The 23961-nt window shown below is 61.4% G+C and carries 23 protein-coding genes; 11 read left to right on the plus strand and 12 right to left on the minus strand.

From position 1 onward, the window contains the following. The first annotated feature begins 1 nt into the window (after position 1). The 3 genes from ctaD (at position 2) to AC19YT_RS12135 (ending at position 3201) form a co-directional block, all read left to right on the plus strand. The gene (ctaD, locus tag AC19YT_RS12125) at positions 2 to 1591 is read left to right on the plus strand and encodes a cytochrome c oxidase subunit I (protein WP_095110256.1); all 1590 of its coding nucleotides are present in this window, start codon (positions 2 to 4) and stop codon (positions 1589 to 1591) included. A 138-nt stretch (positions 1592 to 1729) separates the two neighbouring features. Next, complete coding sequence (locus AC19YT_RS12130) at positions 1730 to 2272, plus strand: cytochrome c oxidase assembly protein (protein WP_095110258.1); 543 nt, start codon at positions 1730 to 1732, stop codon at positions 2270 to 2272. A gap of 41 nt (positions 2273 to 2313) precedes the next feature. Then, a complete protein-coding gene (locus tag AC19YT_RS12135; protein WP_095110259.1) occupies positions 2314 to 3201 on the plus strand; it encodes a cytochrome c oxidase subunit 3 in 888 nt (295 codons plus the stop codon). 8 nt (positions 3202 to 3209) lie between these two features. Here the strand turns inward: AC19YT_RS12135 and AC19YT_RS12140 are convergent, their stop codons facing one another. After that, the gene (locus AC19YT_RS12140) at positions 3210 to 3413 is read right to left on the minus strand and encodes a twin transmembrane helix small protein (protein WP_095110261.1); all 204 of its coding nucleotides are present in this window, start codon (positions 3411 to 3413) and stop codon (positions 3210 to 3212) included. A gap of 70 nt (positions 3414 to 3483) precedes the next feature. Between AC19YT_RS12140 and AC19YT_RS12145 the strand changes: the two genes are divergently transcribed. From AC19YT_RS12145 to AC19YT_RS12165, 5 genes are read left to right on the plus strand one after another with little or no spacing between them, the layout of a single operon-like run. Then, positions 3484 to 4221 carry an SURF1 family protein gene (locus AC19YT_RS12145; protein WP_500610318.1) on the plus strand — a complete coding sequence of 246 codons (738 nt, stop codon included), beginning with the start codon at positions 3484 to 3486 and terminating at the stop codon, positions 4219 to 4221. Beyond that, positions 4187 to 4780, plus strand: a complete 594-nt coding sequence (locus tag AC19YT_RS12150) for a PA_0111/PP_0108 family redox-active disulfide protein (protein WP_500598676.1) — start codon at positions 4187 to 4189, stop codon at positions 4778 to 4780. Before AC19YT_RS12145 ends, AC19YT_RS12150 begins: the two co-directional genes overlap by 35 nt. Before the next feature lie 10 nt (positions 4781 to 4790). Further along, positions 4791 to 5870: a COX15/CtaA family protein gene (locus AC19YT_RS12155; protein ID WP_500610319.1), complete on the plus strand. Its 1080-nt coding sequence runs from the start codon at positions 4791 to 4793 to the stop codon at positions 5868 to 5870. Further along, positions 5858 to 6757 carry a heme o synthase gene (gene cyoE, locus AC19YT_RS12160; RefSeq protein ID WP_095110264.1) on the plus strand — a complete coding sequence of 300 codons (900 nt, stop codon included), beginning with the start codon at positions 5858 to 5860 and terminating at the stop codon, positions 6755 to 6757. Before AC19YT_RS12155 ends, cyoE begins: the two co-directional genes overlap by 13 nt. Then, positions 6754 to 7389, plus strand: coding sequence for an SCO family protein (locus AC19YT_RS12165; protein ID WP_095110266.1), 636 nt, complete (start codon positions 6754 to 6756; stop codon positions 7387 to 7389). Before cyoE ends, AC19YT_RS12165 begins: the two co-directional genes overlap by 4 nt. 67 nt (positions 7390 to 7456) lie before the next feature. On the opposite strand, the gene AC19YT_RS12170 is transcribed toward AC19YT_RS12165, so the two are convergent. The 3 genes from AC19YT_RS12170 to AC19YT_RS12180 are packed head-to-tail and all read right to left on the minus strand — an operon-like array spanning position 7457 to position 9960. Beyond that, positions 7457 to 8230 (minus strand): MetQ/NlpA family ABC transporter substrate-binding protein, encoded by a 774-nt coding sequence (locus AC19YT_RS12170; protein WP_095110267.1) that lies wholly within the window; start codon positions 8228 to 8230, stop codon positions 7457 to 7459. A 48-nt stretch (positions 8231 to 8278) separates the two neighbouring features. Beyond that, positions 8279 to 8953 (minus strand): methionine ABC transporter permease, encoded by a 675-nt coding sequence (locus tag AC19YT_RS12175; RefSeq protein WP_095110269.1) that lies wholly within the window; start codon positions 8951 to 8953, stop codon positions 8279 to 8281. Continuing rightward, positions 8953 to 9960, minus strand: a complete 1008-nt coding sequence (locus AC19YT_RS12180) for a methionine ABC transporter ATP-binding protein (protein ID WP_095110270.1) — start codon at positions 9958 to 9960, stop codon at positions 8953 to 8955. Before AC19YT_RS12180 ends, AC19YT_RS12175 begins: the two co-directional genes overlap by 1 nt. Before the next feature lie 263 nt (positions 9961 to 10223). On the opposite strand from AC19YT_RS12180, the gene katE reads away from it, so the two are divergent. Beyond that, the gene (gene katE, locus AC19YT_RS12185) at positions 10224 to 12365 is read left to right on the plus strand and encodes a catalase HPII (protein WP_095110272.1); all 2142 of its coding nucleotides are present in this window, start codon (positions 10224 to 10226) and stop codon (positions 12363 to 12365) included. Positions 12366 to 12430: 65 nt separating this feature from the next. On the opposite strand, the gene AC19YT_RS12190 is transcribed toward katE, so the two are convergent. The 5 genes from AC19YT_RS12190 to AC19YT_RS12210 all read right to left on the minus strand — a co-directional run bounded on the left by AC19YT_RS12190 (position 12431) and on the right by AC19YT_RS12210 (position 17473). Then, positions 12431 to 14374, minus strand: a complete 1944-nt coding sequence (locus AC19YT_RS12190) for an RICIN domain-containing protein (RefSeq protein ID WP_500610320.1) — start codon at positions 14372 to 14374, stop codon at positions 12431 to 12433. Between the two features lie 305 nt (positions 14375 to 14679). After that, on the minus strand, positions 14680 to 15399 hold the full coding sequence (locus AC19YT_RS12195) for a PA5502 family lipoprotein (protein WP_095110275.1): 720 nt from the start codon (positions 15397 to 15399) through the stop codon (positions 14680 to 14682). 37 nt (positions 15400 to 15436) lie between these two features. Next, the gene (gene znuB, locus AC19YT_RS12200) at positions 15437 to 16225 is read right to left on the minus strand and encodes a zinc ABC transporter permease subunit ZnuB (RefSeq protein ID WP_500610321.1); all 789 of its coding nucleotides are present in this window, start codon (positions 16223 to 16225) and stop codon (positions 15437 to 15439) included. Then, entirely contained in the window at positions 16218 to 16991 is a 774-nt protein-coding gene (gene znuC, locus AC19YT_RS12205) for a zinc ABC transporter ATP-binding protein ZnuC (RefSeq protein ID WP_500610322.1), read from the minus strand. Before znuC ends, znuB begins: the two co-directional genes overlap by 8 nt. Next, entirely contained in the window at positions 16991 to 17473 is a 483-nt protein-coding gene (locus AC19YT_RS12210) for a Fur family transcriptional regulator (protein WP_095110279.1), read from the minus strand. The genes znuC and AC19YT_RS12210 overlap by 1 nt, the downstream gene beginning before the upstream one ends. 57 nt (positions 17474 to 17530) lie before the next feature. On the opposite strand from AC19YT_RS12210, the gene AC19YT_RS12215 reads away from it, so the two are divergent. Next, positions 17531 to 18460 (plus strand): zinc ABC transporter substrate-binding protein, encoded by a 930-nt coding sequence (locus tag AC19YT_RS12215; protein WP_500598687.1) that lies wholly within the window; start codon positions 17531 to 17533, stop codon positions 18458 to 18460. Between the two features lie 97 nt (positions 18461 to 18557). Here the strand turns inward: AC19YT_RS12215 and AC19YT_RS12220 are convergent, their stop codons facing one another. Continuing rightward, positions 18558 to 19508, minus strand: coding sequence for a homoserine kinase (locus tag AC19YT_RS12220; protein ID WP_095110282.1), 951 nt, complete (start codon positions 19506 to 19508; stop codon positions 18558 to 18560). A 60-nt stretch (positions 19509 to 19568) separates the two neighbouring features. Then, on the minus strand, positions 19569 to 19859 hold the full coding sequence (locus AC19YT_RS12225) for a DUF2782 domain-containing protein (RefSeq protein ID WP_095110284.1): 291 nt from the start codon (positions 19857 to 19859) through the stop codon (positions 19569 to 19571). 74 nt (positions 19860 to 19933) lie between these two features. Between AC19YT_RS12225 and polA the strand changes: the two genes are divergently transcribed. Continuing rightward, complete coding sequence (polA, locus tag AC19YT_RS12230) at positions 19934 to 22738, plus strand: DNA polymerase I (RefSeq protein ID WP_500610323.1); 2805 nt, start codon at positions 19934 to 19936, stop codon at positions 22736 to 22738. A 413-nt stretch (positions 22739 to 23151) separates the two neighbouring features. On the opposite strand, the gene yihA is transcribed toward polA, so the two are convergent. Then, positions 23152 to 23793, minus strand: coding sequence for a ribosome biogenesis GTP-binding protein YihA/YsxC (yihA, locus tag AC19YT_RS12235; protein ID WP_095110288.1), 642 nt, complete (start codon positions 23791 to 23793; stop codon positions 23152 to 23154). Between the last annotated feature and the right edge of the window lie 168 nt (positions 23794 to 23961).

The raw sequence follows: 23961 nt of genomic DNA on the forward strand, positions 1-23961 counted from the left end.
CATGAGCGCAGTGATCGATGACCACGGCCATGCCGGTGACCACGCCCACGGCCCCGCCAAAGGCCTGATGCGTTGGGTGCTGACCACCAACCACAAAGACATCGGGACCATGTACCTGTGGTTCAGCTTCGCGATGTTCCTGCTCGGCGGCTCGTTCGCCATGGTGATCCGTGCCGAGCTGTTCCAGCCGGGCCTGCAGATCGTGCAGCCGGAATTCTTCAACCAGATGACCACCATGCACGGGCTGATTATGGTCTTTGGCGCGGTGATGCCGGCGTTCGTCGGCCTAGCCAACTGGATGATCCCGCTGATGATCGGCGCGCCGGACATGGCCCTGCCGCGGATGAACAACTTCAGCTTCTGGCTGCTGCCGGCGGCGTTCCTGTTGTTGGTCTCGACGCTGTTTTCCCCTGGCGGCGGGCCGAATTTTGGCTGGACCTTCTATGCCCCGCTCTCGACCACTTACGCGCCGGAAAGCGTGACCTTTTTCATCTTCGCCATTCACCTGATGGGCATCAGCTCGATCATGGGCGCGATCAACGTGATCGCCACCATCCTCAACCTGCGCGCCCCCGGTATGACGCTGATGAAAATGCCGCTGTTCGTCTGGACCTGGCTGATTACCGCGTTCCTGCTGATCGCGGTGATGCCGGTGCTGGCCGGTTGCGTGACGATGATGCTGATGGACATCCACTTCGGCACCAGTTTCTTCAGCGCGGCGGGCGGCGGCGACCCGGTGCTGTTCCAGCACGTGTTCTGGTTCTTCGGCCACCCCGAGGTGTACATCATGATCCTGCCGGCGTTCGGCGCCGTCAGCTCGATCATCCCGACCTTTTCGCGCAAGCCGCTGTTTGGCTACACCTCAATGGTCTACGCCACGGCGAGCATTGCGTTCCTGTCGTTCATTGTCTGGGCGCACCACATGTTCGTGGTGGGCATTCCGCTGGTGGGCGAGTTGTTCTTCATGTACGCGACCCTGCTGATCGCGGTGCCCACCGGGGTCAAGGTGTTCAACTGGGCCAGCACCATGTGGCAAGGCTCGCTGACCTTCGAGACGCCCATGCTGTTCGCCGTGGCGTTCGTGATCCTGTTCACCATCGGCGGGTTCTCCGGGCTGATGCTGGCCATCGCCCCGGCAGACTTCCAGTACCACGACACCTACTTCGTGGTGGCGCATTTCCACTACGTGCTGGTGCCGGGGGCGATCTTCGGGATCTTCGCCTCGGCCTACTACTGGCTGCCGAAGTGGACCGGCCATATGTACGACGAAACCCTGGGCAAGCTGCATTTCTGGTTGTCCTTCGTGGGCATGAACATGGCGTTCTTCCCGATGCACTTCGTGGGGTTGGCGGGCATGCCGCGCCGCATCCCGGACTACAACCTGCAATTTGCCGACTTCAACATGGTGTCCTCCATTGGCGCCTTCACCTTCGGCGCTACCCAGTTCCTGTTCCTGTTCATCGTTATCAAGTGCATCCGTGGCGGCGCACCCGCCCCGGCCAAGCCGTGGGACGGTGCCGAGGGGCTGGAGTGGAGCATTCCGTCGCCCGCGCCCTACCACACCTTCACCACGCCGCCGGAGGTGAAATGAATATTCGGGGTTTGGAGTTCCCATGTGGGAGCGAGCCTGCTCGCGATGACAGACTGCGCGACAGCGATATTCACGGTGATGCGCTTATCGCGAGCAAGTTCGCTCCCACAGTTGTTTTAGGTATACACGGTGGGCGCCATGGCTGAACCCGCCACCAACAAACGCCTGGTTACCCGCCTGCTGATCCTGGTGGTGGCCATGTTTGCCTTCGGCTTTGCCCTGGTGCCGATCTACGACGTGATGTGCGCCGCGTTCGGCATCAATGGCAAAACCGCCGGGCAGTACGAGGGCGAGCAGGTGAGCGACCTGTCGCGCCAGGTGCGGGTGCAGTTCCTGTCCACCAATGCCGTGGACATGGTCTGGGAGTTTCACTCCAAGGCCGATGAACTGTTGGTCAACCCCGGGGCGGTGAACGAGATGGTGTTCGTGGCGCACAACCCGACCAACCGCCCGATGACGGCCCAGGCCATCCCCAGCATTTCCCCGGCCGAGGCGGCAATGTATTTCCACAAGACCGAGTGCTTCTGCTTCACCCAGCAGATTCTGCAACCGGGGGAGCGCATCGAGATGCCGGTGCGTTTCATCGTTGACCGCGACATGCCCAAGCAAGTCAAACACCTGACGCTGGCTTACACGCTGTTCGATATCACCGCTCGCCACCCGCCGGTCGCGACCAACTGACCCCGGCGAGTCCAAGCGTGCCCGATAAGGAGAACAATAAGATGGCAACTCACGAGACGTACTACGTTCCGGCCCAGAGTAAATGGCCGATCATCGCCACGGTCGGCATGCTGGTCACGGTGGTGGGCCTGGGCATCTGGTTCAACGACCTCAAGGCCGCCCGCGCCGATTCCCACGGCCCTTGGGTATTTTTCGCCGGCAGCCTGGTGCTGGCGTACATGTTGTTCGGCTGGTTCGGCGCGGTCATCAAAGAAAGCCACGCCGGGCTCTACAGCCCGCAGATGGACCGTTCGTTTCGCTGGGGCATGACCTGGTTCATCTTTTCCGAAGTGATGTTCTTCATCGCCTTCTTCGGCGCGCTGTTTTATGTACGGCACCTGTCCGGCCCATGGCTGGGCGGCGATGGCGCCAAGGGCCTGGCCAACATGCTGTGGCCCGGTTTCGAGTTCACCTGGCCACTGCTCAACACCCCGGACCCGAAACTCTACCCCGCGCCCAAGGGCATCATCAGCCCTTGGGGCTTGCCGCTGCTCAATACGGTGTTGCTGGTCAGCTCCAGCGTGACCATCACCATCGCCCACCACGCCTTGAAAAAAGGCCATCGCGGCGCACTGAAAATCTGGCTGGCCCTCACCGTGCTGTTGGGCTGTGCCTTCCTCGGTTTTCAGGCCGAAGAGTACATCCACGCCTACAAAGAGCTGGGGCTGACCCTGGGTTCGGGCGTGTACGGCGCGACGTTCTTCATGCTCACTGGGTTCCACGGGGCCCACGTGACCATCGGCACCGTCATCCTGTTCGTGATGCTGATGCGGGTGATGCGCGGGCACTTCAATAACGAGCACCAGTTCGGTTTTGAAGCCGCCAGTTGGTACTGGCACTTTGTCGATGTGGTGTGGATCGGTTTGTTTGTTTTCGTCTACGTGCTCTGACGCGCCGCTTACCAGGGCGCGTGGCTCACCAGTTGGCCGCTGTAGAAACCCCAGGCGATCAGGCCGACGGTGACGGTGGCCAGGCCGACACGAACCATCAAGGCCGTCAGCAGGCGTTTGGAACTGCTGTCGTCCCTGACCAAGAAGAACAAGCCGCTGAACAGGCTGACAACCGTGGCAATCAGCATCAGGACGATGGCTGCTTTGAGCATGGTGGGGACTCCAGGGGGACGGGATGCAATGGAGTAAAGCTAGTCCGCTTTCTACGTGTGCGGCAACGCCATGAAGACTTTTCGCCCAGGCGTGGTGCCGACCTTGGTGGTGCTGGCGCTGTTACCGCTGTTGGTGTTTCTCGGCTTCTGGCAATTGGGCCGGGGCGAGCAAAAACGCCTGCTGCTCGACAGCTACGCCGAGCGCCGCGCCGCCACGCCTGTGGCGCTGAGCCAGGTGCAGCCTGCTGACCCGGCCTTTCGCCGCGTGCGCCTGCACGGCCAGTTCGACGCCCGCCACAGCCTGCTGTTGGACAACAGCACCCGCGACGGCAAGGTCGGCGTCGAACTGCTGCAACCCTTCCTCGACCAGGCCAGTGGCCAATGGGTGTTGCTCAACCGTGGCTGGTTGCCCTGGCCGGATCGGCGTACGCCACCCCAATTCAGCACCCCGGCCCAGGCCCTGGCTATCAATGCCTGGGTCTATGTCGCGCCGGGCGCCACCTTCCAATTGCACGCCGACCCGGCCAACGCCACGTGGCCTCGCCTGATAACCGCAGTGGCCCCGCCCGCGCTCTGGACCGAGTTGGGCCGCGAGGGCGTTGCCTGGCAACTGCGCGCCGAAAGCGGCCCGGGCACCTACCGCACGGACTGGCCGGTGGTGGCCATGGGGCCGGAAAAACACCTGGGCTATGCCGTGCAGTGGTTCGCCATGGCGCTGGCGCTGCTGGCACTTTACCTCTACCTCGGATGGCACAACGCAAGGGAGAAACACCATGGGAGCGGCCATGAATCCACCCAACACGTCTGACACGCAAGCCCCGCGCAGCCGCGCGCGCGGGCGCCTGCAACTGATCCTGATCCTGGCGCTGGTGATCGGCCCGATGGTGCTGGCCACCGGCATGTACAAATTGCAGTTCTGGGTGCCGCAAAGCCGCAGCTACCACGGCGAGCTGATCGGCAACGGCCAGACCCGCGCCGACATCGGCGTGCCCGCCCAGGAGCAGCGCTGGCAAATACTGGTGACCGCGCCCGATGCCTGCGCCGCCGATTGCCAGCAACTGGTGTACCTGGCGCGGCAGATCCAGATCGGCCTGGGCCGCGATGCCTCGCGCGCCAGCCATGCCCTGGCCAGCGCCGCCCCGGTGGCCGCGGCCTATGACGCCCAGTTGCAGCGCGAATACCCGCAATTACAGCGCTACCCGCTGGACCGCGCGGCTTACCTCAAGGGCGCGGGTGCCGAGCAGGGGCCGCGCCTGTGGATCGTCGACCCCCACGGCAACCTGGTGCTGCGCTACGACGCCACGATCAAGGGCAAGGCGCTGCTCAACGACCTGCGCCACCTGCTGAAACTGTCGAACATCGGATAAGGGCATCGTCATGGCCAAACCTGGATTTCGCCTCGCGTTGTTTGCCACCTTGCTGGCGCTGGTGGTCGTGCTGCTGGGCGCCTACACCCGCCTGACCCACGCCGGCCTCGGCTGCCCTGACTGGCCCGGCTGCTACGGCTTTATCAGCGTGCCCAAGAGCGAAGCCCAGTTGGCCCATGCCGAGCTGCACTTTCCCGACACCCCGGTGGAGGCCCACAAGGGCTGGAACGAAATGGTCCACCGCTATTTCGCCGGCTCCCTGGGGCTGGTGATTCTGCTTTTAGCGGCGCGGGCCTATCGCCATCGGCACCGGCCGGAGCAACCGCTGAAACTGCCGCTGTTCGTGTTGGCGGTGGTGATTGCCCAAGCCGCGTTCGGCATGTGGACGGTGACCCTAAAACTCTGGCCGCAAGTGGTCACCGGCCATTTGCTCGGCGGCTTCGCCACCTTGAGCCTGCTGTTTTTGCTGACCTTGCGCCTCTCCGGCGTGCTGCCGGCCCTGACCGTGCCTCGGCGCCTGCAGCATTGGGCGACGGCAGGGCTGTTGTTGGTGATCGGGCAAATCGCCCTGGGCGGTTGGGTCAGTTCCAACTACGCGGCGGTGGCGTGCATCGACTTCCCCACCTGCCACGGGCAATGGTTGCCCCCGGCGGATTTTGCCAACGGCTTTCACCTCACCCAGCACATCGGCCCCAATTACCTGGGCGGCCAACTCGACAGCGAGGCGCGCACCGCCATCCACGTCACCCACCGCATCGGTGCGTTGCTGGTGACCCTGGTGTTGCTGGGCCTGGCGTGGCAGTTGCGCGCGGTGGGCATGACGCGCCTGGCCGCCCTGGTGCTGGTGGCGTTGGCGGCGCAGGTCGGCCTAGGCATCAGCAATGTGCTGTTTCACCTGCCGCTGCCGGTGGCAGTGGCCCACAACGCCGGGGGGGCGGCGCTGCTGCTGACCCTGGTGCTGGTCAATTACCACGCACGCACCAGCCTGGTGCGGGTGCGGCGCCCGGCATTCACGGGTTGGCGGCTCAGCCCACGCAAACAGGCCAACGGCCTCATCACAATCAAAGGAGAGATGCCATGGCGACCTTGATCGGCGAACGTCACAGCCAGGCGATCTGGCGCGACTACCTGGAGCTGACCAAACCCAAAGTGGTGGTGCTGATGCTCATCACCTCGTTGGTCGGCATGTTCCTGGCCACCCGCGCCGGGGTGCCGTGGACGGTGCTGGTGTTCGGTAACCTGGGCATCGCCCTGTGTGCTGGCGGCGCGGCGGCGGTCAACCACGTGGTGGACCGGCGCATCGATGCCGTGATGGCGCGCACCCACAAGCGGCCCCTGGCCGAGGGCCGGGTGTCGCCCGCCGCCGCGCTGACCTTTGCCATGGCCCTGGCGGTGCTGGGGCTAGCCTTGCTGCTGGCGTTCACCAACCCGTTGGCAGCCTGGCTGACCCTGGCCTCGTTGCTCGGCTACGCGGTGGTCTACACCGGGTTTCTCAAGCGTGCCACGCCGCAGAACATCGTCATCGGGGGCCTGGCCGGGGCCGCGCCGCCGCTGCTGGGCTGGGTGGCAGTGACCGGGCACATCAGCGCCGAACCGCTGTTGCTGGTGCTGATTATCTTCGCCTGGACGCCGCCGCACTTCTGGGCCCTGGCCATCCACCGCAAGGAGGAATACGCCAAGGCTGACATCCCGATGCTGCCGGTGACCCACGGCGAGCACTACACCAAGGTGCATATCCTGCTGTACACCTGCGTGCTGCTGGCCGTGAGCCTGATGCCCTACGTGATCCGCATGAGCGGCATGCTCTATCTGCTGTGTGCCCTGGGCCTGGGCGCGAAGTTTCTGCATTGGGCCTGGGTGTTGTACCGTGGCGGTCGGCCGCACGCGGCGATCAACACCTTCAAGTACTCTATCTACTACTTGTTCCTGCTGTTTATCGCCCTGCTCGTAGACCACTACCTAGTGTTGAACCTATGACTCGAACTCAGAAAACCGTTTTCATCCTCGTCGCCCTGGTGGCCCTGGTCATGGGCCTGACCGTCAATAAAGTGCTCACGGGCAAGGGCCAGGGCGACCCCACCGCGCTGATCGACGCCGGCATCATCCTGCTGCCGCAAAGCCGCAACCTGCCGGATGTGCAGATGACCAACCAGGAAGGCCAGAGCGTCACGGTCAATGAACTCAAGGGCAAATGGAGCCTGTTGTTCTTCGGCTACACCTTTTGCCCGGACATCTGCCCCACCACCTTGGCCCAACTGCGCCAGATCAAGAGCGAGCTGCCCAAGGAGGCGGTGGACAACCTGCAAATCGTGCTGGTCAGCGTCGACCCCAACCGCGACAACCCCACGCAGCTCAAGCAATACCTGGGCTACTTCGACCCGCAGTTCGTGGGGCTGACCGGCGCTAACGTGGAGGATGTGCAGAAGGTCGCTAACGCGGTAAGCATCCCGTTCATCCCGGCCGACATCAACAAGCCCAACTACACGGTGGACCATAGCGGCAACCTCGCCGTGATCGGCCCGGACGGCACCCAGCGCGGCTTCATTCGCGCGCCGTTGAACAACCAGAAACTGGTGGCCCAGTTGCCGGAACTGCTCAAACGCCCTTAAGCCTGGGCCGTTGCGCAAAAAAGGGGGCGCAATCGATGCGCCCCCTTTTTTCGTGTTAACGCAGCAATCAGAACGCCGGCACGACCGCGCCTTTGTATTTTTCCAAGATGAAGGCTTTTACTTCCGGGCTATGCAGCGCGGTGACCAGCTTCTTCATGGCCTCGCTGTCCTTGTTGTCCGGGCGGGCCACCAGGATGTTCACGTAAGGCGAGTCTTTGCCTTCGATCACCAGGGCGTCCTTGGCCGGGTCGAGCTTGGCTTCCAGCGCGTAGTTGGTGTTGATGAGCGCCAGGTCAACCTGGGTCAGCACGCGTGGGATGGTGGCGGCTTCCAGTTCGCGGAACTTGAGGCCTTTTTCGTTCACGGTGATGTCTTTGATGGTCGCCAGGATGTTCGTGGCGTCCTTCAACTTAATCACGCCAGCCTTATCCAGCAGCAGCAAGGCGCGGCCGCCGTTGGTGGCGTCGTTGGGGATCACCACGGTGGCGCCGCTTGGCAGTTCGGCCAGTTTTTTGAATTTGCTGGAGTAGGCGCCCAGGGGCTCCAGGTGCACACCAGCCACGCTCACCAAGTGAGTGCCCTTGGCCTTGTTGAACTCATCCAGGTACGGCTGGTGCTGGAAGAAGTTGGCGTCCAGGCGTTTTTCGGCCACTTGCACGTTGGGCTGCACGTAGTCGGTGAACTCCTTGACCTTGAGGGTCACGCCTTCTTTTTCCAGGGCCGGTTTGAGGAAGTTGAGAATCTCGGCGTGGGGCACCGGTGTGGCGGCCACGGTCAGGGTCTCGGCGGCCTGAGCGGAAAAGGCTGCAACGGCAGCGAATGCGACGAGTAGTTTTTTCATCCAGCAGACTCCTTGTTCAGACAGGTCCGGCCAAACCGGCGGTTGTCTTTATTTTCGGGAAAAGTGCACCACCAGCTTATCGCCGACGGTTTGCAGAACTTGGACCAGCACCAGCAACAGCACCACGGTGACCACCATCACATCGGTTTGGAAGCGCTGGTAGCCGAAGCGGATCGCCAGGTCGCCCAGGCCACCGGCGCCGACCACACCGGCCATTGCCGTGTAGGAAACCAGCGTGATCGCTGTCACCGTAATCGCCGCGAAGATGCCGGGGCGAGCCTCGGGCAGCAGCGCGTTGGTGATGATCTGCCGTGTGGTGGCGCCCATGGACTGAGTCGCTTCAATGATGCCGCGATCCACTTCCCGCAGGGCGGTTTCCACCAGCCGCGCGAAGAACGGCGTGGCGCCGACCACCAGGGGTGGAATCGCGCCCGCCACACCCAGCGACGTGCCGGTGATGAGCACCGTGAACGGAATCATCACGATCAACAGGATGATGAACGGCAGCGAGCGCAGGATGTTCACGATCAGCGACAGCAGGGCGTAGAGGCTTTTTTGCTCCAGCAGTTGGCGCGGGCTGCACAAAAACAGCAGTACGCCCAGGGGCAGGCCCAGCAGGACGGTGAACAGCAGCGAGCCGCCGAGCATCATCAGGGTGTCGCCGGTGGCGAGCCAGATTTCGTACCAGTCGATATTGGCGAAGAAACTCACAAACGCTTCCATCAGCGCAGCACCTCCATGTGGACATCGGCCGCGGTGAAGCGGGCAAAGGCCGCTTCCATGTCACCGCCGGTGATGGCCAGGGTCAGTTGGCCGTAAGGCGTGTCTTTGATGCGGTCGATACGGCCGGCGAGGATGCTGTAGTCCACCCCCGTTTCGCGGGCGACGGTGCCCAGCAATGGTGCGTAGGTCGCGTCGCCCTGGAAGGTCAGACGTACGATGCGGCCCGGCACGTGGGCGAAGTCGTCGCGTTGCTCGCTTTCGTCGATCTGCTCAGCTTCCTGGACAAAACGCTTGGTGGTCGGGTGCTTGGGGTGCAGGAACACGTCGGCCACCGAACCCTGCTCGACGATCACGCCAGCATCCATCACCGCGACTTGGTCGCAAACCCGGCGGATCACGTCCATTTCATGGGTAATCAGCACGATGGTCAGGTTCAGTTCGCGGTTGATCTCGGCCAGCAATTGCAGGACAGACGCCGTGGTTTGCGGGTCAAGGGCGCTAGTGGCTTCGTCGCACAGCAGGATTTTCGGCTTGGTGGCCAGGGCGCGGGCGATGCCGACCCTTTGCTTCTGGCCGCCGGACAACTGCGCCGGGTACTTCTTGGCGTGGTCCTGCAGGCCTACCCGGGCCAGCAACTCGGCGACGCGGCGCTCGATCTCGCTGCGCGACAGTTCGCCGGCCAGGGTCAGCGGCAGCGCGACGTTGTCGGCCACGGTCTTGGAGGCCAACAGGTTGAAGTGTTGGAAAATCATCCCGACCTGCTGGCGGAAGCGGCGTAGGCCTTTGGCGTCGAGGGCGGTGACTTCTTCACCGTCCACCGTGATGATGCCGCCGCTTGGCTCTTCCAGACGGTTTATCAGACGCAGCAGGGTGCTTTTTCCTGCACCGGAATGGCCGATCAGGCCGAAGACCTGACCGTTCTCCACCCGCAAATTCGTCGGGTGCAGGGCGGGAATATCCTTGCCGGAAACCCGGTAGGTTTTGTGGATGTTTTGAAACTCGATCACGTAGCGAACCTTGTGGGGCGCGTTAGAAAAGGGGCAGCGGTAAGCCGGGCGCGCATTTTAGCCTGTCCGTATAGAGGTTCTTAGCATTTATTTCGCAATGAACCAACGATTTGGCAATAACGCGAGCAAAGGTCATAAAAAAGGAACGGCGCCTACAACCACCAGTCATTACTTAAGCAACTCGAAACTCCCGGGTGCCGTGCCCGGGTTTTTGCCCCCAGCGCCGCCATGGTTGCGGCCCGCAAACGAGGAGTTTTTGTCTGATGAGCACGAAAAAACCAGCCCCGCCGCCCAAGAGCGAGCTAGCGGGCACCGACACCGCTGACCGCGCCAACACCAACGCCAAGTTGCAGAGCCTGGAGCGCTTCCGTTCCGACGCCACCGGCCAGGCCCTGCGCACCAACCAGGGCGTGAAAATCGCCGACAACCAGAACACTCTGAAGGTCGGCGCACGTGGGCCTTCGCTGCTGGAAGACTTCATCATGCGTGAGAAAATCACGCACTTTGACCATGAGCGGATTCCCGAACGCATCGTCCACGCCCGCGGAACTGGCGCCCATGGTTACTTCCAGAGCTATGCCGACCACTCGGCCCTGACCAAGGCCGGGTTCCTAACCGACCCGCAGAAGAAAACCCCGGTGTTCGTGCGCTTTTCCACGGTGCAGGGGCCCCGTGGTTCCGGGGACACCGTGCGGGATGTGCGGGGTTTCGCGGTGAAGTTTTTTACCGACGAAGGTAATTTCGATTTGGTCGGCAACAACATGCCGGTGTTTTTCATACAGGACGCGATTAAGTTTCCCGACTTCGTCCACGCGGTAAAACCCGAGCCCCACAACGAAATACCTACCGGCGGCTCGGCTCACGACACGTTTTGGGACTTTGTCTCCCTGCAACCGGAGTCGGCACACATGGTGATCTGGGCCATGTCCGACCGAGCCATTCCTAAAAGCCTACGCACCATGCAGGGTTTTGGGGTGCACAGCTTTCGCCTGATTAACGCTGAGGGCCGGTCCAGCTTCGTCAAGTTCCACTGGCGGCCGGCCGCCGGCACCTGTTCGCTGGTGTGGGACGAAGCGCAGAAGCTGGCGGGCAAGGATACCGACTACCATCGCCGGGACCTGTGGGAAGCCATCGAGTGCGGGGATTACCCGGAGTGGGAGTTCGGTGTGCAGATCATCGCCGAAGAAGACGAGCACACGTTCGACTTCGACATTCTCGACCCCACCAAGTTGATCCCCGAAGAGCTGGTACCCATCACGCCCCTGGGCAAAATGGTGCTCAACCGCAACCCGGACAACTTCTTCGCCGAAACCGAGCAAGTGGCGTTCTGCCCTGGGCATATCGTGCCGGGCATCGACTTTTCCAATGACCCGTTGCTACAAGGCCGGCTGTTTTCCTACACAGATACCCAGATCAGCCGGCTGGGCGGGCCGAATTTTCATGAGCTACCCATCAACCGCCCTGTCGCGCCATTCCACAATGGCCAGCGCGACGCCATGCACCGCACCACCATCGACAAAGGTCGGGCCTCGTATGAGCCCAACTCCATCGATGGCGGCTGGCCAAAGGAAACCCCTGCGGCCGCACGGGATGGCGGCTTCGAGAGCTACCCAGAGCGTATCGACGCGCACAAGATTCGCCAGCGTAGCGAGTCGTTCAGCGACCACTTCTCCCAGGCGCGGCTGTTTTTTCGCAGCATGAGCAAGCACGAGCAAGAGCACATCATCGCGGCGTACAGCTTTGAGCTGGGCAAGGTCGAGCGCGAGTTCATTCGTGCGCGCCAGGTCAACGAGATCCTGGCCAATATCGACCTGGAACTGGCTCGCCGCGTGGCGCACAACCTGGGCCTGCCGGCGCCGACCCAGGGCACGCAGGTCGAACGCAAGACCAAGCCTGAGCGTTCGCCGGCGCTGAGCCAGGTAAACCTGCTGTCGGGAGACATCAAGACGCGCAAGGTGGCAATACTGGCCGCCAACGGTGTGGACGGGGCGGCAATCAGTGCGCTGAAAAAAGCCCTTGAGGCCGCTGGTGCCCACGCCAAGTTGCTGGGGCCGACCTCGGCGCCGGTCACCACTGCTGATGGCAAGGTACTCGCGGTGGATGGCTCCATGGAGGGGCTGCCCTCGGTGGCGTTCGACGCGGTGTTTGTGCCCGGTGGTGCCAAATCGGTACAGGCTTTGAGCACCGATGGGGTGGCGCTGCACTACCTGTTGGAGGCCTACAAGCATTTGAAGGCGATTGCCTTGGCCGGTGAGGCCAAGCAGTTGTTGCAAGTGCTGCACCTGGAGGCTGATGCGGGGTTGATCGTGGGCGCGGACGCCAAGGCGTTGAAGGCGTTCTTTGCCGCAATCGCCCAGCATCGGGTCTGGGCGCGCGAGGCGAAGGCCAAGGGCATACCGGCCTGACTCGCGGCCTCTGATCGCCGCGTCAAGCCCGTTCCCACCGTGATGTGGGAACGGGCCGCCAGGTCTTACAGTCCGTCGCGCAGGACTTCTACTTTCCAGCGCTGGCGGATGTTCACCGCCTCATAGGTATTGACCCAATCCTCGCTGATGGGTGGCGCGACACTGTTGTCACTGCGCGGGATTACATCATTGAGTGCGGGGGCCTTCGGATAACTGGTCCATGGAATATTCAGGGGGTTGAAGGGGTTGGACGGGATGTCCTGGAACACCATGGAATCGTCGGGGATTACTTTAAGTTGGTCTTGATCGACATATAAACGCCAGCTCTTATTGAAGTTAGAATGCAGGCGGTCCGCACTCCAGTACCACTGCTGTCGGTTGTCAATTTTGCATTGCTCAGTGATTAAGGTGCCGCGATCCTCATCAACGTTCAGGCACGATTCGCTTGCCCGATTCACATAACGTTTTTGATCGTCATATCCCCACTGCTGGTGAGGGTTGGTTCCGGAGCAAGATTCCATTGTGGTGTCTTTGCCGGGGTTCGCGGTCAAGCATTTGCCCTCGCCGTACTGGGATCGAATCAGCACAGTGATTTCTCGGGTCAAGTAAGGACTGTTCAGGTCCAGTTCGTAGTTTTGTATATCTTGGAAGTTTTCTAAGTCTTCCTTTGACTCAATGCTTGAGCGGTTATACCACCATTCATTTTTGGCTAAGGTATAGCCACCGCCAATAATGACGGTTGCCGGGCCGGTGTAAGTGCCAGGCAGTTCCCATAATGTATAAGAGTCCAGCGAGGCGGAGCGCATCATCGGCGTCATTCGGTGTTCATTCAGAACAGGGAGGGTCGCAGTATTGCGTTCAAAAAGCACTGACTTTAACTTCGTATCGATCAAAGCCTGCCATTCGACACCTTGTTTAGTGTCCGTGGCGATCAAAGAATAATCCTTGAACTTGTAGGCCAGGGTCTTACTGATTTCATGGGTTATGTTGGCGTTGATACTGAAGGGGGTTTTTGCCGCGAACTCAAGTTGCTCCTTGGGCGTGGCGCTGATTTCGCCGCCCAGTGAGCCGCCAATGGCGAACCCCTGCCTTTTCGTTTCGGAAAAATCAAACTCGGTTCGAGAGTCGCTCACCGGGGAAAAATCCACCAGCGCTGGCGTCACGCCTTTGGCGCTCAGGCCATGGGAGAAAGTATAGGCGTGTGGCAAGTACGCCCCCCACAGGTTATTGCCTTCGCCTCCGATGACCACACCATTTTGGGATGACTTGACGGTGGTTGGGCTCGCATTGATGAGGACGAATTTCTTGTCCTGGCTCAGGGTCACGCTGCGAATGACATCAATATTGACCACGGATGAAACCTGGCCATCGGGGTTGCTCAGTTGAATGTTGTAGGTGAGTTTGGGCAAACCGGCGAGGTTTGGTTCCGCCCCTGTATGACGCAGCGGGAGTGGTCGGCGTACGAGTGTTTTGGCTTGTGCGATCAAGTCGCTTTCTGCCGGCCCATCAAGGCGATAAACATCAATGGCGCCATTTTTACCGCGTTTGAACAGCGCGTAGTCAAAGGGGCCGGACAGGCCAAAGATGCTGGAGACTTTTTTGCGAAGTTCCGCGGAACGGCTGTCCGATTTCAACAGCACGGCCATGTTGGAAGCGAATACTTTCTTTACTTTTTCGAGGGCCTGGTCATCGTCGGCAATGGCGGCAATATCGAGGAAAGCAAAGGAGTTCGTTTTATGCTTGGAAATGAATTGCTCCAACTCCCGGTTACCAATGTCTGCGCCTTGAACGTTTGATTTGACGACGGAGGAAGGTGTGCCAAACATCAAGATGGGTTCGTTGCCCGATACTCCCTCCTGTGCCAGGCTACCTCGCACAACAGCCATCGTTAGAAGCCCGAACATAAATACTTTACTGCAGGTTCTTATTTTCACTATTACATCCTTGTAGTTCAATATTTTCTGTAATAAATAAAATTCGTTGGCCGCCTGTTGAATGATAGGGCTCACTAGGCAGAGGTTTTCCGAGCACACTCAAAAATAAAAAAGGCGGCGACAAACTCAAGCTAGCAAGATAAAGCGCTAGCGCAATGATAAAACATGAAAGGAAATAATATCCCGAGTAACTATTGCTGTGGCCAGCACGCTCTTGGGACTATTCGAACTGCTAGTGGGTAATTTGGATTAATGCAGGTTAATTGTATTCACATGAGTGGCGGAGGTTTTTCATTCAAACGAAAACACCCTTTTCCTTCGAGCCCCAACCCGATGCGGGAGGGTGAAGAAAAAGGGCGTTGCGTCGTTGTGCAGGAGGGTTACGGTGCCTTGCGTGGGCTCAAGACCAGTTGCGCGGGGACGTGGCGCAAGATCTGGCGCTGAATCTTAAGGTCGAAACCAGCATCGAGTTTTTTCACCCGTTTGGTCAGCAGAGTGGCCAGCCAAGGATAGTCCTGGGTGCGGGGTGCTTGAATGGCGACGTCGCACTGGTAATTCACCACATCGGCGGCGATGGCGTCGAGTTGCCGGCGCAATTTCCGGCTATCGCCGATGTTCAGCGCGATAGTGGTGCTCGGCGCGGTCGGGTCGATTAGCTTGGCGGCCGGTTTGGCTTCGGCAGCTTTGAGGGCGGCTTCGACTTTATCCAGCTCGGCCTTGCGGGCGTGGGCGATGGCGCTGTTGACGCCGCCGGTCAGCGCCGGGGCCTTGGGCATCAGCGCGCGGGCTCGGCTCAGGGCGGTGGCGGCGGCGTTGACGTCGCCCTTTTGCAGCACGATCTGGCTGCGTTGCAGGTACGCCTCGGCCAATTGGCGCTGGTATTGCTCCAGGGCCGGGTCGTTCGGCGCCTGGGCCTGCAAGGTGTTGAGTTGGTCTTCGGCAGTGGCCAGCTCGCTGCTGGCAATGCTTTGCTCCAGTTGTGCAATGGCCGTAGCCCGGGCGTCCGGGGCTTCGGTGGCGGCTGGCGGGGTGCTTTGGCAGGCGCCCAGCAACAGGGTGAATGCAACAAGGAGCAGATAACGGGAGGCGAACGGCTTCATTCCTGCGACTCTCTGATTGCGCAAAAAACGAGCAAGTCTACACCCCTCGGCGGGGCAGGACAAAACTCAGCAAAAACAGGGCGGCGGCCGTCACCACGATGGATGGACCGGCCGGCGTGTCCTTGAACCATGACAGCGCCAGGCCACCAACGACTGCGAGCATACCCAACAGGCTCGCGCCCAGGGCCATTTGTTCCGGCGAGCGGGCGTGGCGTTGTGCCGCAGCGGCCGGGATGATGAGCAGCGAGGTAATCAGCAGCACGCCGACAATCTTCATCGCCAACGCGATCACCACGGCGATCAACAGCATCAGCACCAAGCGCAGCGCCGCCACCGGCAGGCCTTCGACCCGTGCCAGCTCTTCGTGCACGGTGACCGCCAGCAAGGGGCGCCACAAGGCCACCAGCAACGCCAGGACCGCCGCGCTGCCGCCCAGGATCCAGGCCAGGTCGGCGGGGCTGATGGCTAGCAGATCGCCGAACAGGTACGCCATCAGGTCGATCCGAACGTCGTGCATGAAGCTTAGTACGACCAGGCCGAGTGAGAGGGTGCTAGGGGCAAGAATACCCAGCAGCGTGTCGGATGCCAGGGATTGGCGCTGTTGCAGGGTCACCAGCAACACCGCCAGCAGCAGGCACCCGGCAGTGACGGCGACGGCAGGGCTGACATCCAGTAAAAAGCCCAGGGCCACGCCCAGCAGCGCCGCGTGGGACAGGGTGTCGCCAAAGTAGGCCATGCGCCGCCAGACCACGAACGAGCCCAGGGGGCCCGCAACGACCGCCAGGGCCAGGCCTGCCAGCAGGGCGTAGAGCAGAAAATCAGCCATGCTTGCAGCCATCTCCGTGAACGTGTGGGGTATCGCTGACCACCGCGCCATGCAGGTCATGGGCGTGGTCGTGGTGGTGGTGGTAGATCGCCAGGCTCTGGGCGTTCTTGCCGAACAGCTCGACGAACGCCGGGTCGCCGCAGACCTGCTCGGGGTGGCCGGAGCAGCATACGTGACGGTTGAGGCACACCACTTGGTCGGTGGTGCTCATCACCAGGTGCAGGTCGTGGGAAACCATCAGCACGCCGCAGCCGTGGCGGTCGCGCAGGCGTGTAATCAGGCTATACAGCTCGGCCTGCCCGGCGACATCAACGCCTTGTACCGGTTCGTCGAGCACCAGCAGTTCCGGTTCGCGCAGTAAGGCGCGGGCTAGCAACACGCGCTGCATCTCGCCGCCGGAAACGCTCTGTACCGGGCTGTCGATGACCTTTTCGGCGCCCACTTCTTTGAGGGCCGCCAGCGCGCGCGGGCGATCCACCCCCGGCACCAGTCGCAGAAAACGTAGCACCGAAAGGGGCAACGTCGGGTCCACATGGAGTTTTTGCGGCATGTAGCCGACCCGCAGCTTCGGCTTGCGCCACACCGTGCCGCTGTCGGGCTTGAGCAGGCCGAGCACGGCGCGCACCAGGGTGGTCTTGCCGGCGCCGTTGGGGCCGATCAGGGTGACGATTTGCCTGGGCTCGACGCTCAGTTGGATGTTGTCGAGCACGGTTTGCCCGGCGAAGGTCACCGCAACCTGATCGAGACGGATCAACGCAGTGCTCATCAAGCCTCCTGGCAGCCCGAACACAGGCCGACAATTTCGACGGTTTGGCCTTCCACCACAAAGCCCACCTCGCGGGCGCTGCTGACAATCGCGTCGCTGATGGATTTTTGCTCCAGCTCAATGGCGGCGTGGCATTGGCGGCAAATCAGGAACTGGCCCTGGTGGGCGTGCTCGGGGTGATTGCAGCCGATAAAGGCGTTGAGGGACGAGATGCGATGGACCAGGCCGTTTTCCAGGAGAAAGTCCAAGGCGCGGTACACGGTGGGTGGCGCGGCGCGGCGACCGTCCTGCTCGCTGAGTACGGCGAGGATGTCGTAGGCGCCCAGCGGTTTGTGGCTTTGCCAGACCAGTTCCAGCACTCGGCGGCGCAGTGCGGTCAGGCGCAGGCCTTTACGGGCGCAAAGCGCATCGGCTTGCGACAACGCGCTGTGGACGCAATGGGAGTGGTCATGGGGACGGCTGGCCAGCGGTGTAATAGGCATGAGCGGCGACGATGTTTGTGAGAGACGTTATTATGTTACCCGTTCTCGCCTCTGTGAGTGGTCATCGTGTCCCGACTTTTTGCCATCCTTGTCACATTTACTGCCAGTTTGTTCGCCTTGGGCAGCGCCCAGGCCGAGGTCAGCGTCCTGACCAGCATCAAGCCTCTACAACTGATTGCCGCTGCCGTGCAGGACGGTGTGGCGGTGCCCGAGGTGTTGCTACCGCCCGGTGCGTCGCCCCATAACTTTGCGCTGCGCCCGTCTGATGTAAGGCGCGTGCAGTCGGCGGACCTGCTGTATTGGATCGGCCCGGACATGGAAGGCTTTCTGCCGCGTGTCCTGAAAAACCGCACCCTGCCGGCCGTGGCGGTGCAAGAGCTGCCGGGGTTGCAACTGCGCCATTTTGGCGAAGATAGCCACTCCCACGACGAAGATGCCGACGAGCATGACCACGATCACCGCCCTGGCAGTTTGGATGCGCATCTGTGGTTGTCGTCGGTCAACGCCCGGGTGATCGCAGAAAAAATGGCGGCGGATCTGAGCGCTGCCGACCCTGCCAACAGCGCGCGCTATCAAAGTAACCTCAAGGCTTTTGAGGCGCGCCTCGATGCGTTGGACGGGCGCTTGAAGGCGCGTTTGGCCGCAGTGGCGGGCAAGCCGTACTTCGTGTTCCACGAGGCGTTCGACTACTTCGAGGCCAGCTATGGCCTCAAGCACGCCGGGGTTTTCAGCGTAGCGGCCGAGGTGCAACCCGGTGCCCAGCATGTGGCGGCGATGCGCAAGCGTTTGCAGGAAGTGGGCAAGACCTGCGTCTTCAGCGAGCCGCCCCTGCGCCCGCGGCTGGCCGAGACGCTGGTGGCCGGGCTGCCGGTGAAACTGGCGGAACTGGATGCGCTGGGCGGCTATACCCCGGCCGCTGCCCAGGGTTATGAGCAGATGCTGGAGAAACTGGGCACTGACCTGGCGGGATGCCTGGAGTCGCTGTAGGAAGCGGGCTTGCCCGCGCTGGGCTGCGCAGCAGTCCTAAAACGCGGTAAACGCAAATGAGGGCTGCTGTGCGCCCCAGCGCGGGCGAGCCCGCTTGTTACAAGGCAAAGGGTAAGGGTGTCTGGATCTGCTGGCGCTGGGCCAGGCGTTGTTGAAATTCCATCGGGTCGTGGATCAACACGTCCTGGCCGGCGAAGGACTCGGCGGCAATCAGGCGCGACAGCCAGAACCGCACACAGGCAATGCGCAGCATCGTTGGCCATAGCTCGGCTTCGGCGGCAGTGAACGGCCGCAGCGCGGCATAGGCGCCGAGCAAGGCCCGCGCGCGCGGCCCATCGATGGCGCCGGTGTCATCCGAGCACCAATCGTTCAGGGCAATGGCCACGTCATAGAGCATTGGTCCGGAACAGGCGTTATAGAAGTCAATCAACCCGGTCAGGTGAGTGCCCTCGAACATCGCGTTGTCGCGGAACAGGTCGGCGTGGATGTTGGCTTGCGGCAGCGCGAGGATTTTCGCCTTGCCCTGTGTGATTTCTTCCAGGCTGCCTTGCAACAGGGCTTGCTGCACGGCGTCGAGGTGGGGCATCAACTGCATGCCTTCGGCCTGCATCCAATCCAGGCCCCGGTCGGTCTTGCGCTCGATCACGTTATCGCGTGTGGCCAGGTGCAGGTGGCCGAGCAACTCGCCCACTTGGGCGCAGTGCTGGGCATTGGCCTGCTTGATGTGCTTGCCTGCCAGGCGTGGTTGCAGCAGCGCAGGCTTGCCCGCCAGCTCGCGCAGCGCCTGGCCGTCAGTGGTGCGTAGCGCGTAGGGCACCGGCAGGTCGGCGTCGTGGAGCACATCGAGCAGTTGGATGAAAAACGGCATCTCCTGAACAGGGCCGCGCTCAACCAGGGTCAGGACGAATTCGCCACGCTCCAGGCTGATAAAGAAATTGGTGTTTTCGCTACCGGCGGCAATTCCCTGGAAGTCGAGCAGGCGGCCAAGCCCATAGGGGGCGAGAAAGGTTTCCAGCTCAGGCCGAGCCAGGGGGGTGAACACAGACATGGTTTAAAACTGCCAGTACGGGCGCCGCGGTCGAGCCGACGCCGATTTAAAGTTAAGAAGTTACTTCCACTCGAAGATTTTCCACGACGGAATCAACATGTCGGGCTGGTCCGAGCGGATGAAGTTCGCGTCAGTGCCATCGGCGCGCACCAAAAAGTAAGGCTTTCCACCTTTGGGCGTGACTTTAATGGCGTACAGGAAACCGTTTTGGCGGTATTCCTGGATGGTCTTGTTACCTTCGGTGCGGATGGTAACTTCCGGGTCCGCTGATGGCGCATCCTCTGCCGCAATCACGGTCAATGGCACGATTGCAATCAGGCCGGCGAGCAGCAAGCGATTTAGTGAACGCATGATAACCTTGTCCTTTTGTTGTCAACGGTCCCGCCATTCTAGCGCCGGACCCGCCGAAAAGGTTGATCGTGCTCATGAGCCAAGCTCCCCTCGTCCTGGTGGACGGTTCTTCTTACCTCTATCGCGCCTTCCACGCGATGCCGCCGCTGACCACCTCCAAAGGCATGCCGACCGGCGCGGTCAAGGGTGTGTTGAACATGCTCAAAAGCCTGCGCAAGCAATACCCGGACAGCCCGTTCGCGGTGGTATTCGACGCCAAGGGCGGTACGTTTCGCGATGAGATGTTCGCTGACTACAAGGCCAACCGCCCGAGCATGCCGGACGACATGCGGGTGCAGATCGAACCGCTGCACGCCAGCGTGCGTGCCCTGGGTTTCCCGCTGCTGTGCGTTGAAGGTGTCGAGGCCGATGACGTAATCGGCACCCTGGCCCGCAGTAGTGCGGCTGCCGACCGCCCGGTGGTGATCTCCACCGGCGACAAGGACATGGCGCAACTGGTCGATGGCCACATTACGCTGGTCAACACCATGTCGGAAACGTCGATGGACGTGGCTGGCGTGAAGGCGAAGTTTGGTGTCGCTCCTGAGCAGATCATCGATTTGCTGGCCTTGATGGGCGACTCCTCCGACAACATCCCAGGCGTCAAAGGCGTTGGCGAGAAGACCGCGGTCGGCCTGCTGGTGGGCGTCAATGGCGGCTTGAAAGAGCTTTACGACAACCTCGACCTAGTGCCGACGCTGCCGATCCGTGGGGCCAAAACCTTGCCGGCGAAGTTGCTGGAACACAAGGACATGGCGTTCCTGTCCTACCGCTTGGCGACCATCAAGGTCGATGTGCCGCTGGACATTGGCCTGGACGACCTGCACCTGGCCGAGCCGGACCGCGATAAGCTCGCTGAACTCTACTCTTTGATGGAGTTCAAGACTTGGATCGATGAGCTGCAACGCGACGTAAAGCGCGCCGAGCAGCAGGCCCAGGCCAAGGTGGCCGAAGCTGAGCCTGTCGAAGCGACGGAGGCAGAGGCCGATGAGCCCGCAACCGACATCCCGGTGTACGAAACCATCCTCGACCAGGCACGTTTTGACGTGTGGCTGCGTAAGCTCAACGACGCCAAGCTGTTTGCCTTCGACACGGAGACCACCGGCGTCGATGCCCAGCAGGCGCAATTGGTGGGGCTTTCTTTTGCCGTGCAGGCTAACGAAGCCGCTTATATTCCGCTGACGCACTCTTACATCGGCGTGCCGGATCAGTTGGACCGCGACACCGTGTTGCGTGCGCTCAAGCCGTTGCTGGAAGACCCGAGCAAGCTCAAGGTCGGCCAGCACGCCAAGTTCGACATGAACATCCTCGCCAACTGCGCCATTGGCGGCGACCCAGCCTGCGGCATCATGGTGCGCGGAATTGCCTTCGACACTATGCTCGAGTCCTACGTGCTCAACGCCACCGCGACCCGTCATGACATGGACAGCCTGGCGCAAAAATACCTGGGCTACACCACCACCAGTTTCCAGGACATCGCCGGCAAAGGGGTCAAGCAGCTCACCTTCGACCAGATCGCCCTCGAACAGGCTGGGCCCTATGCGGCCGAGGACGCGGACGTGACCCTGCGCCTGCACCTGGCGCTGCATGAGCAGCTCGCGGCCATTCCGAGCCTGGCCAAAGTATTGACCGATATTGAAATGCCATTGGTGCCCGTGCTGGCGCGGATTGAGCGCCAGGGCGCATTGGTCGATGCCGCGCTGCTGGGCGTGCAAAGCATCGAGCTGGGGGACAAGATGGTCGCCCTGGAGCGCCAGGCCTTCGAGATCGCCGGTGAGGAGTTCAACCTCGGTTCACCCAAGCAGCTGGGGGTCATCCTCTACGAGAAGCTTGGCCTGCCGGTATTGAAGAAAACCGCCAAGGGCCAGCCGTCCACTGCCGAGGAAGTGTTGGCGAAACTGGCCGAAGACGACTACCCGCTGCCCAAGGTGCTGATGCAGTACCGCTCTATGAGCAAGCTCAAGAGCACCTACACCGACCGCTTGCCCGAGCAGATCAACCCGCGTACCGGGCGCATCCACACGTCCTATCACCAGGCCGTGGCGGCCACGGGGCGCCTGTCTTCCAGCGACCCGAACCTGCAAAACATCCCCGTGCGCACCGCCGAAGGGCGGCGCATTCGCCAGGCCTTCGTTGCGCCCAAGGGCTACAAGCTCCTGGCGGCGGACTACTCGCAGATCGAGCTGCGCATCATGGCGCACCTGGCCAAGGATGCGGGTTTGCTCAGTGCCTTTCGCAATAACCTGGACGTGCACACCGCGACGGCGGCGGAAGTGTTCAAGGTAGACCTAGCGGCCGTCACCTCCGACCAGCGGCGCAGCGCCAAGGCGATCAACTTCGGGCTGATCTATGGCATGGGCGCGCAGAAACTGGGCAAGAGCATTGGCGTCGATACCAAGCAGGCCAAGGCCTACATCGACACCTACTTTGCCCGCTACCCCGGTGTTCGCGACTACATGGAGCGCACCCGCGCCCAGGCCTCGGAGCAGGGCTACGTGGAGACGCTCTTCGGGCGGCGCCTGTACCTGCCCGAGATTCACTCCAATAAACCGCAAGAGCGCGCGGGTGCTGAACGCACGGCGATCAATGCGCCGATGCAGGGTACTGCGGCCGATATCATCAAGATCGCCATGGTGGCGGTGGATAACTGGCTGGCCGAATCCGGCCTGGACGCCAAAGTCATCCTGCAAGTGCACGACGAATTGGTGCTGGAAGTGCGCGAGGACTTGGTGGAGCAAGTCAGCGAGCAGATTCGCGGGCACATGAGCGCAGCAGCGAGCCTGGATGTGCCGCTTTTGGTGGAAGTCGGGGTGGGAAACAACTGGGATGAGGCCCATTAAGGCCATCTGAAGCGTTTTTTGCTGCGGCATAGTGCCGCGGCAAAAGTAGGCAAATGGCTATTAGTTCAGAAAAGTCTTTCGGCTATCGCCAACTGTTTTTGAAGGGCGTCGGAACTAAAACCGTGAACCACCACTCAGAGTATCTTGAATGGGTGGTGAAGCCCTTCAATGCTCCTATGTTGTGTTAAGTGTTGGCAGATATCCGGATTGCGCCCTAGCGGTCTGGAACTTGGACCCCGAACTTCCCCTCCCCATACGAAGTCCGGGGTTTTTTTTGCGTGAAAACTTCCTATGAAATGAGCACGCTGCGCTAAAAGCGCGGGCCGAAATGCTCATTTACAGCCAGTAAACTCCGCTTTCGACCCGCGCTTTTGCCTTGCCTGCTCATCCCACAGAAAGTTTTTGTCCTGCGCTCACGCCGGGGTTTCTGTGCCTTTGTCGGCCAGTTCCATCCAGCCCGCCAGTACGGTGTAGGCGTCTTCCAGGCCCATGCGTTTGGGGGCGGAGAAGAGTTGGATAGTGATTGCGTCGCCCCAGCCTCTGCGGATGTCGGCCTGTACTTTGAGCAAGGTGTTCTTGGCGGCGCCGTAGGTCAGTTTGTCGGCCTTGGTCAGCAGGATGTGCATGGGCATGCCGCTGGCCACGGCCCAGTCGAGCATCAGCAGGTCGAAGTCGGTCATGGGATGACGGATGTCCATCATCAGAATCAACCCTTTCAGGCTTTCACGCCCGCCCAGGTAGGCTTCCAGGTGGCGCTGCCAGTGCAGCTTCAGCGGGATTGGCACCTTGGCGTAGCCGTAGCCGGGTAGGTCCACCAGGCGTCGCTCGTCGTCCAGCTTGAAAAAGTTCAGCAGTTGCGTACGCCCGGGGGTTTTCGAGGTGCGGGCCAGGCTGGCGTGGGTCAGGGTATTCAGGGCACTGGATTTGCCGGCGTTGGAACGCCCGGCGAAGGCCACTTCAAAGCCTTCGTCGTCGGGGCATTGGTCGACTTTGGCGGCGCTAAGCATGAAGGTGGACTGTTGGCACAGGCCGAGAATGGGGTTCTTGAGTTGCATGGGATTTCCGATGTGGGCGGTGCCGGGAATGGGTGCGGCAAGCAGTGTCGTTTCCGTTTCAGTAGCGCCAGTATATAATGTCGCAGATTTTGTGTGTGCTTTGTCCCGGCGTAGGATGAAGTCACGGGAGCGTTGACCTTGATTGCGCACTTAGAACGCAGCACGCTC

It is taken from the genome of Pseudomonas sp. MF08875 (assembly GCF_059862525.1).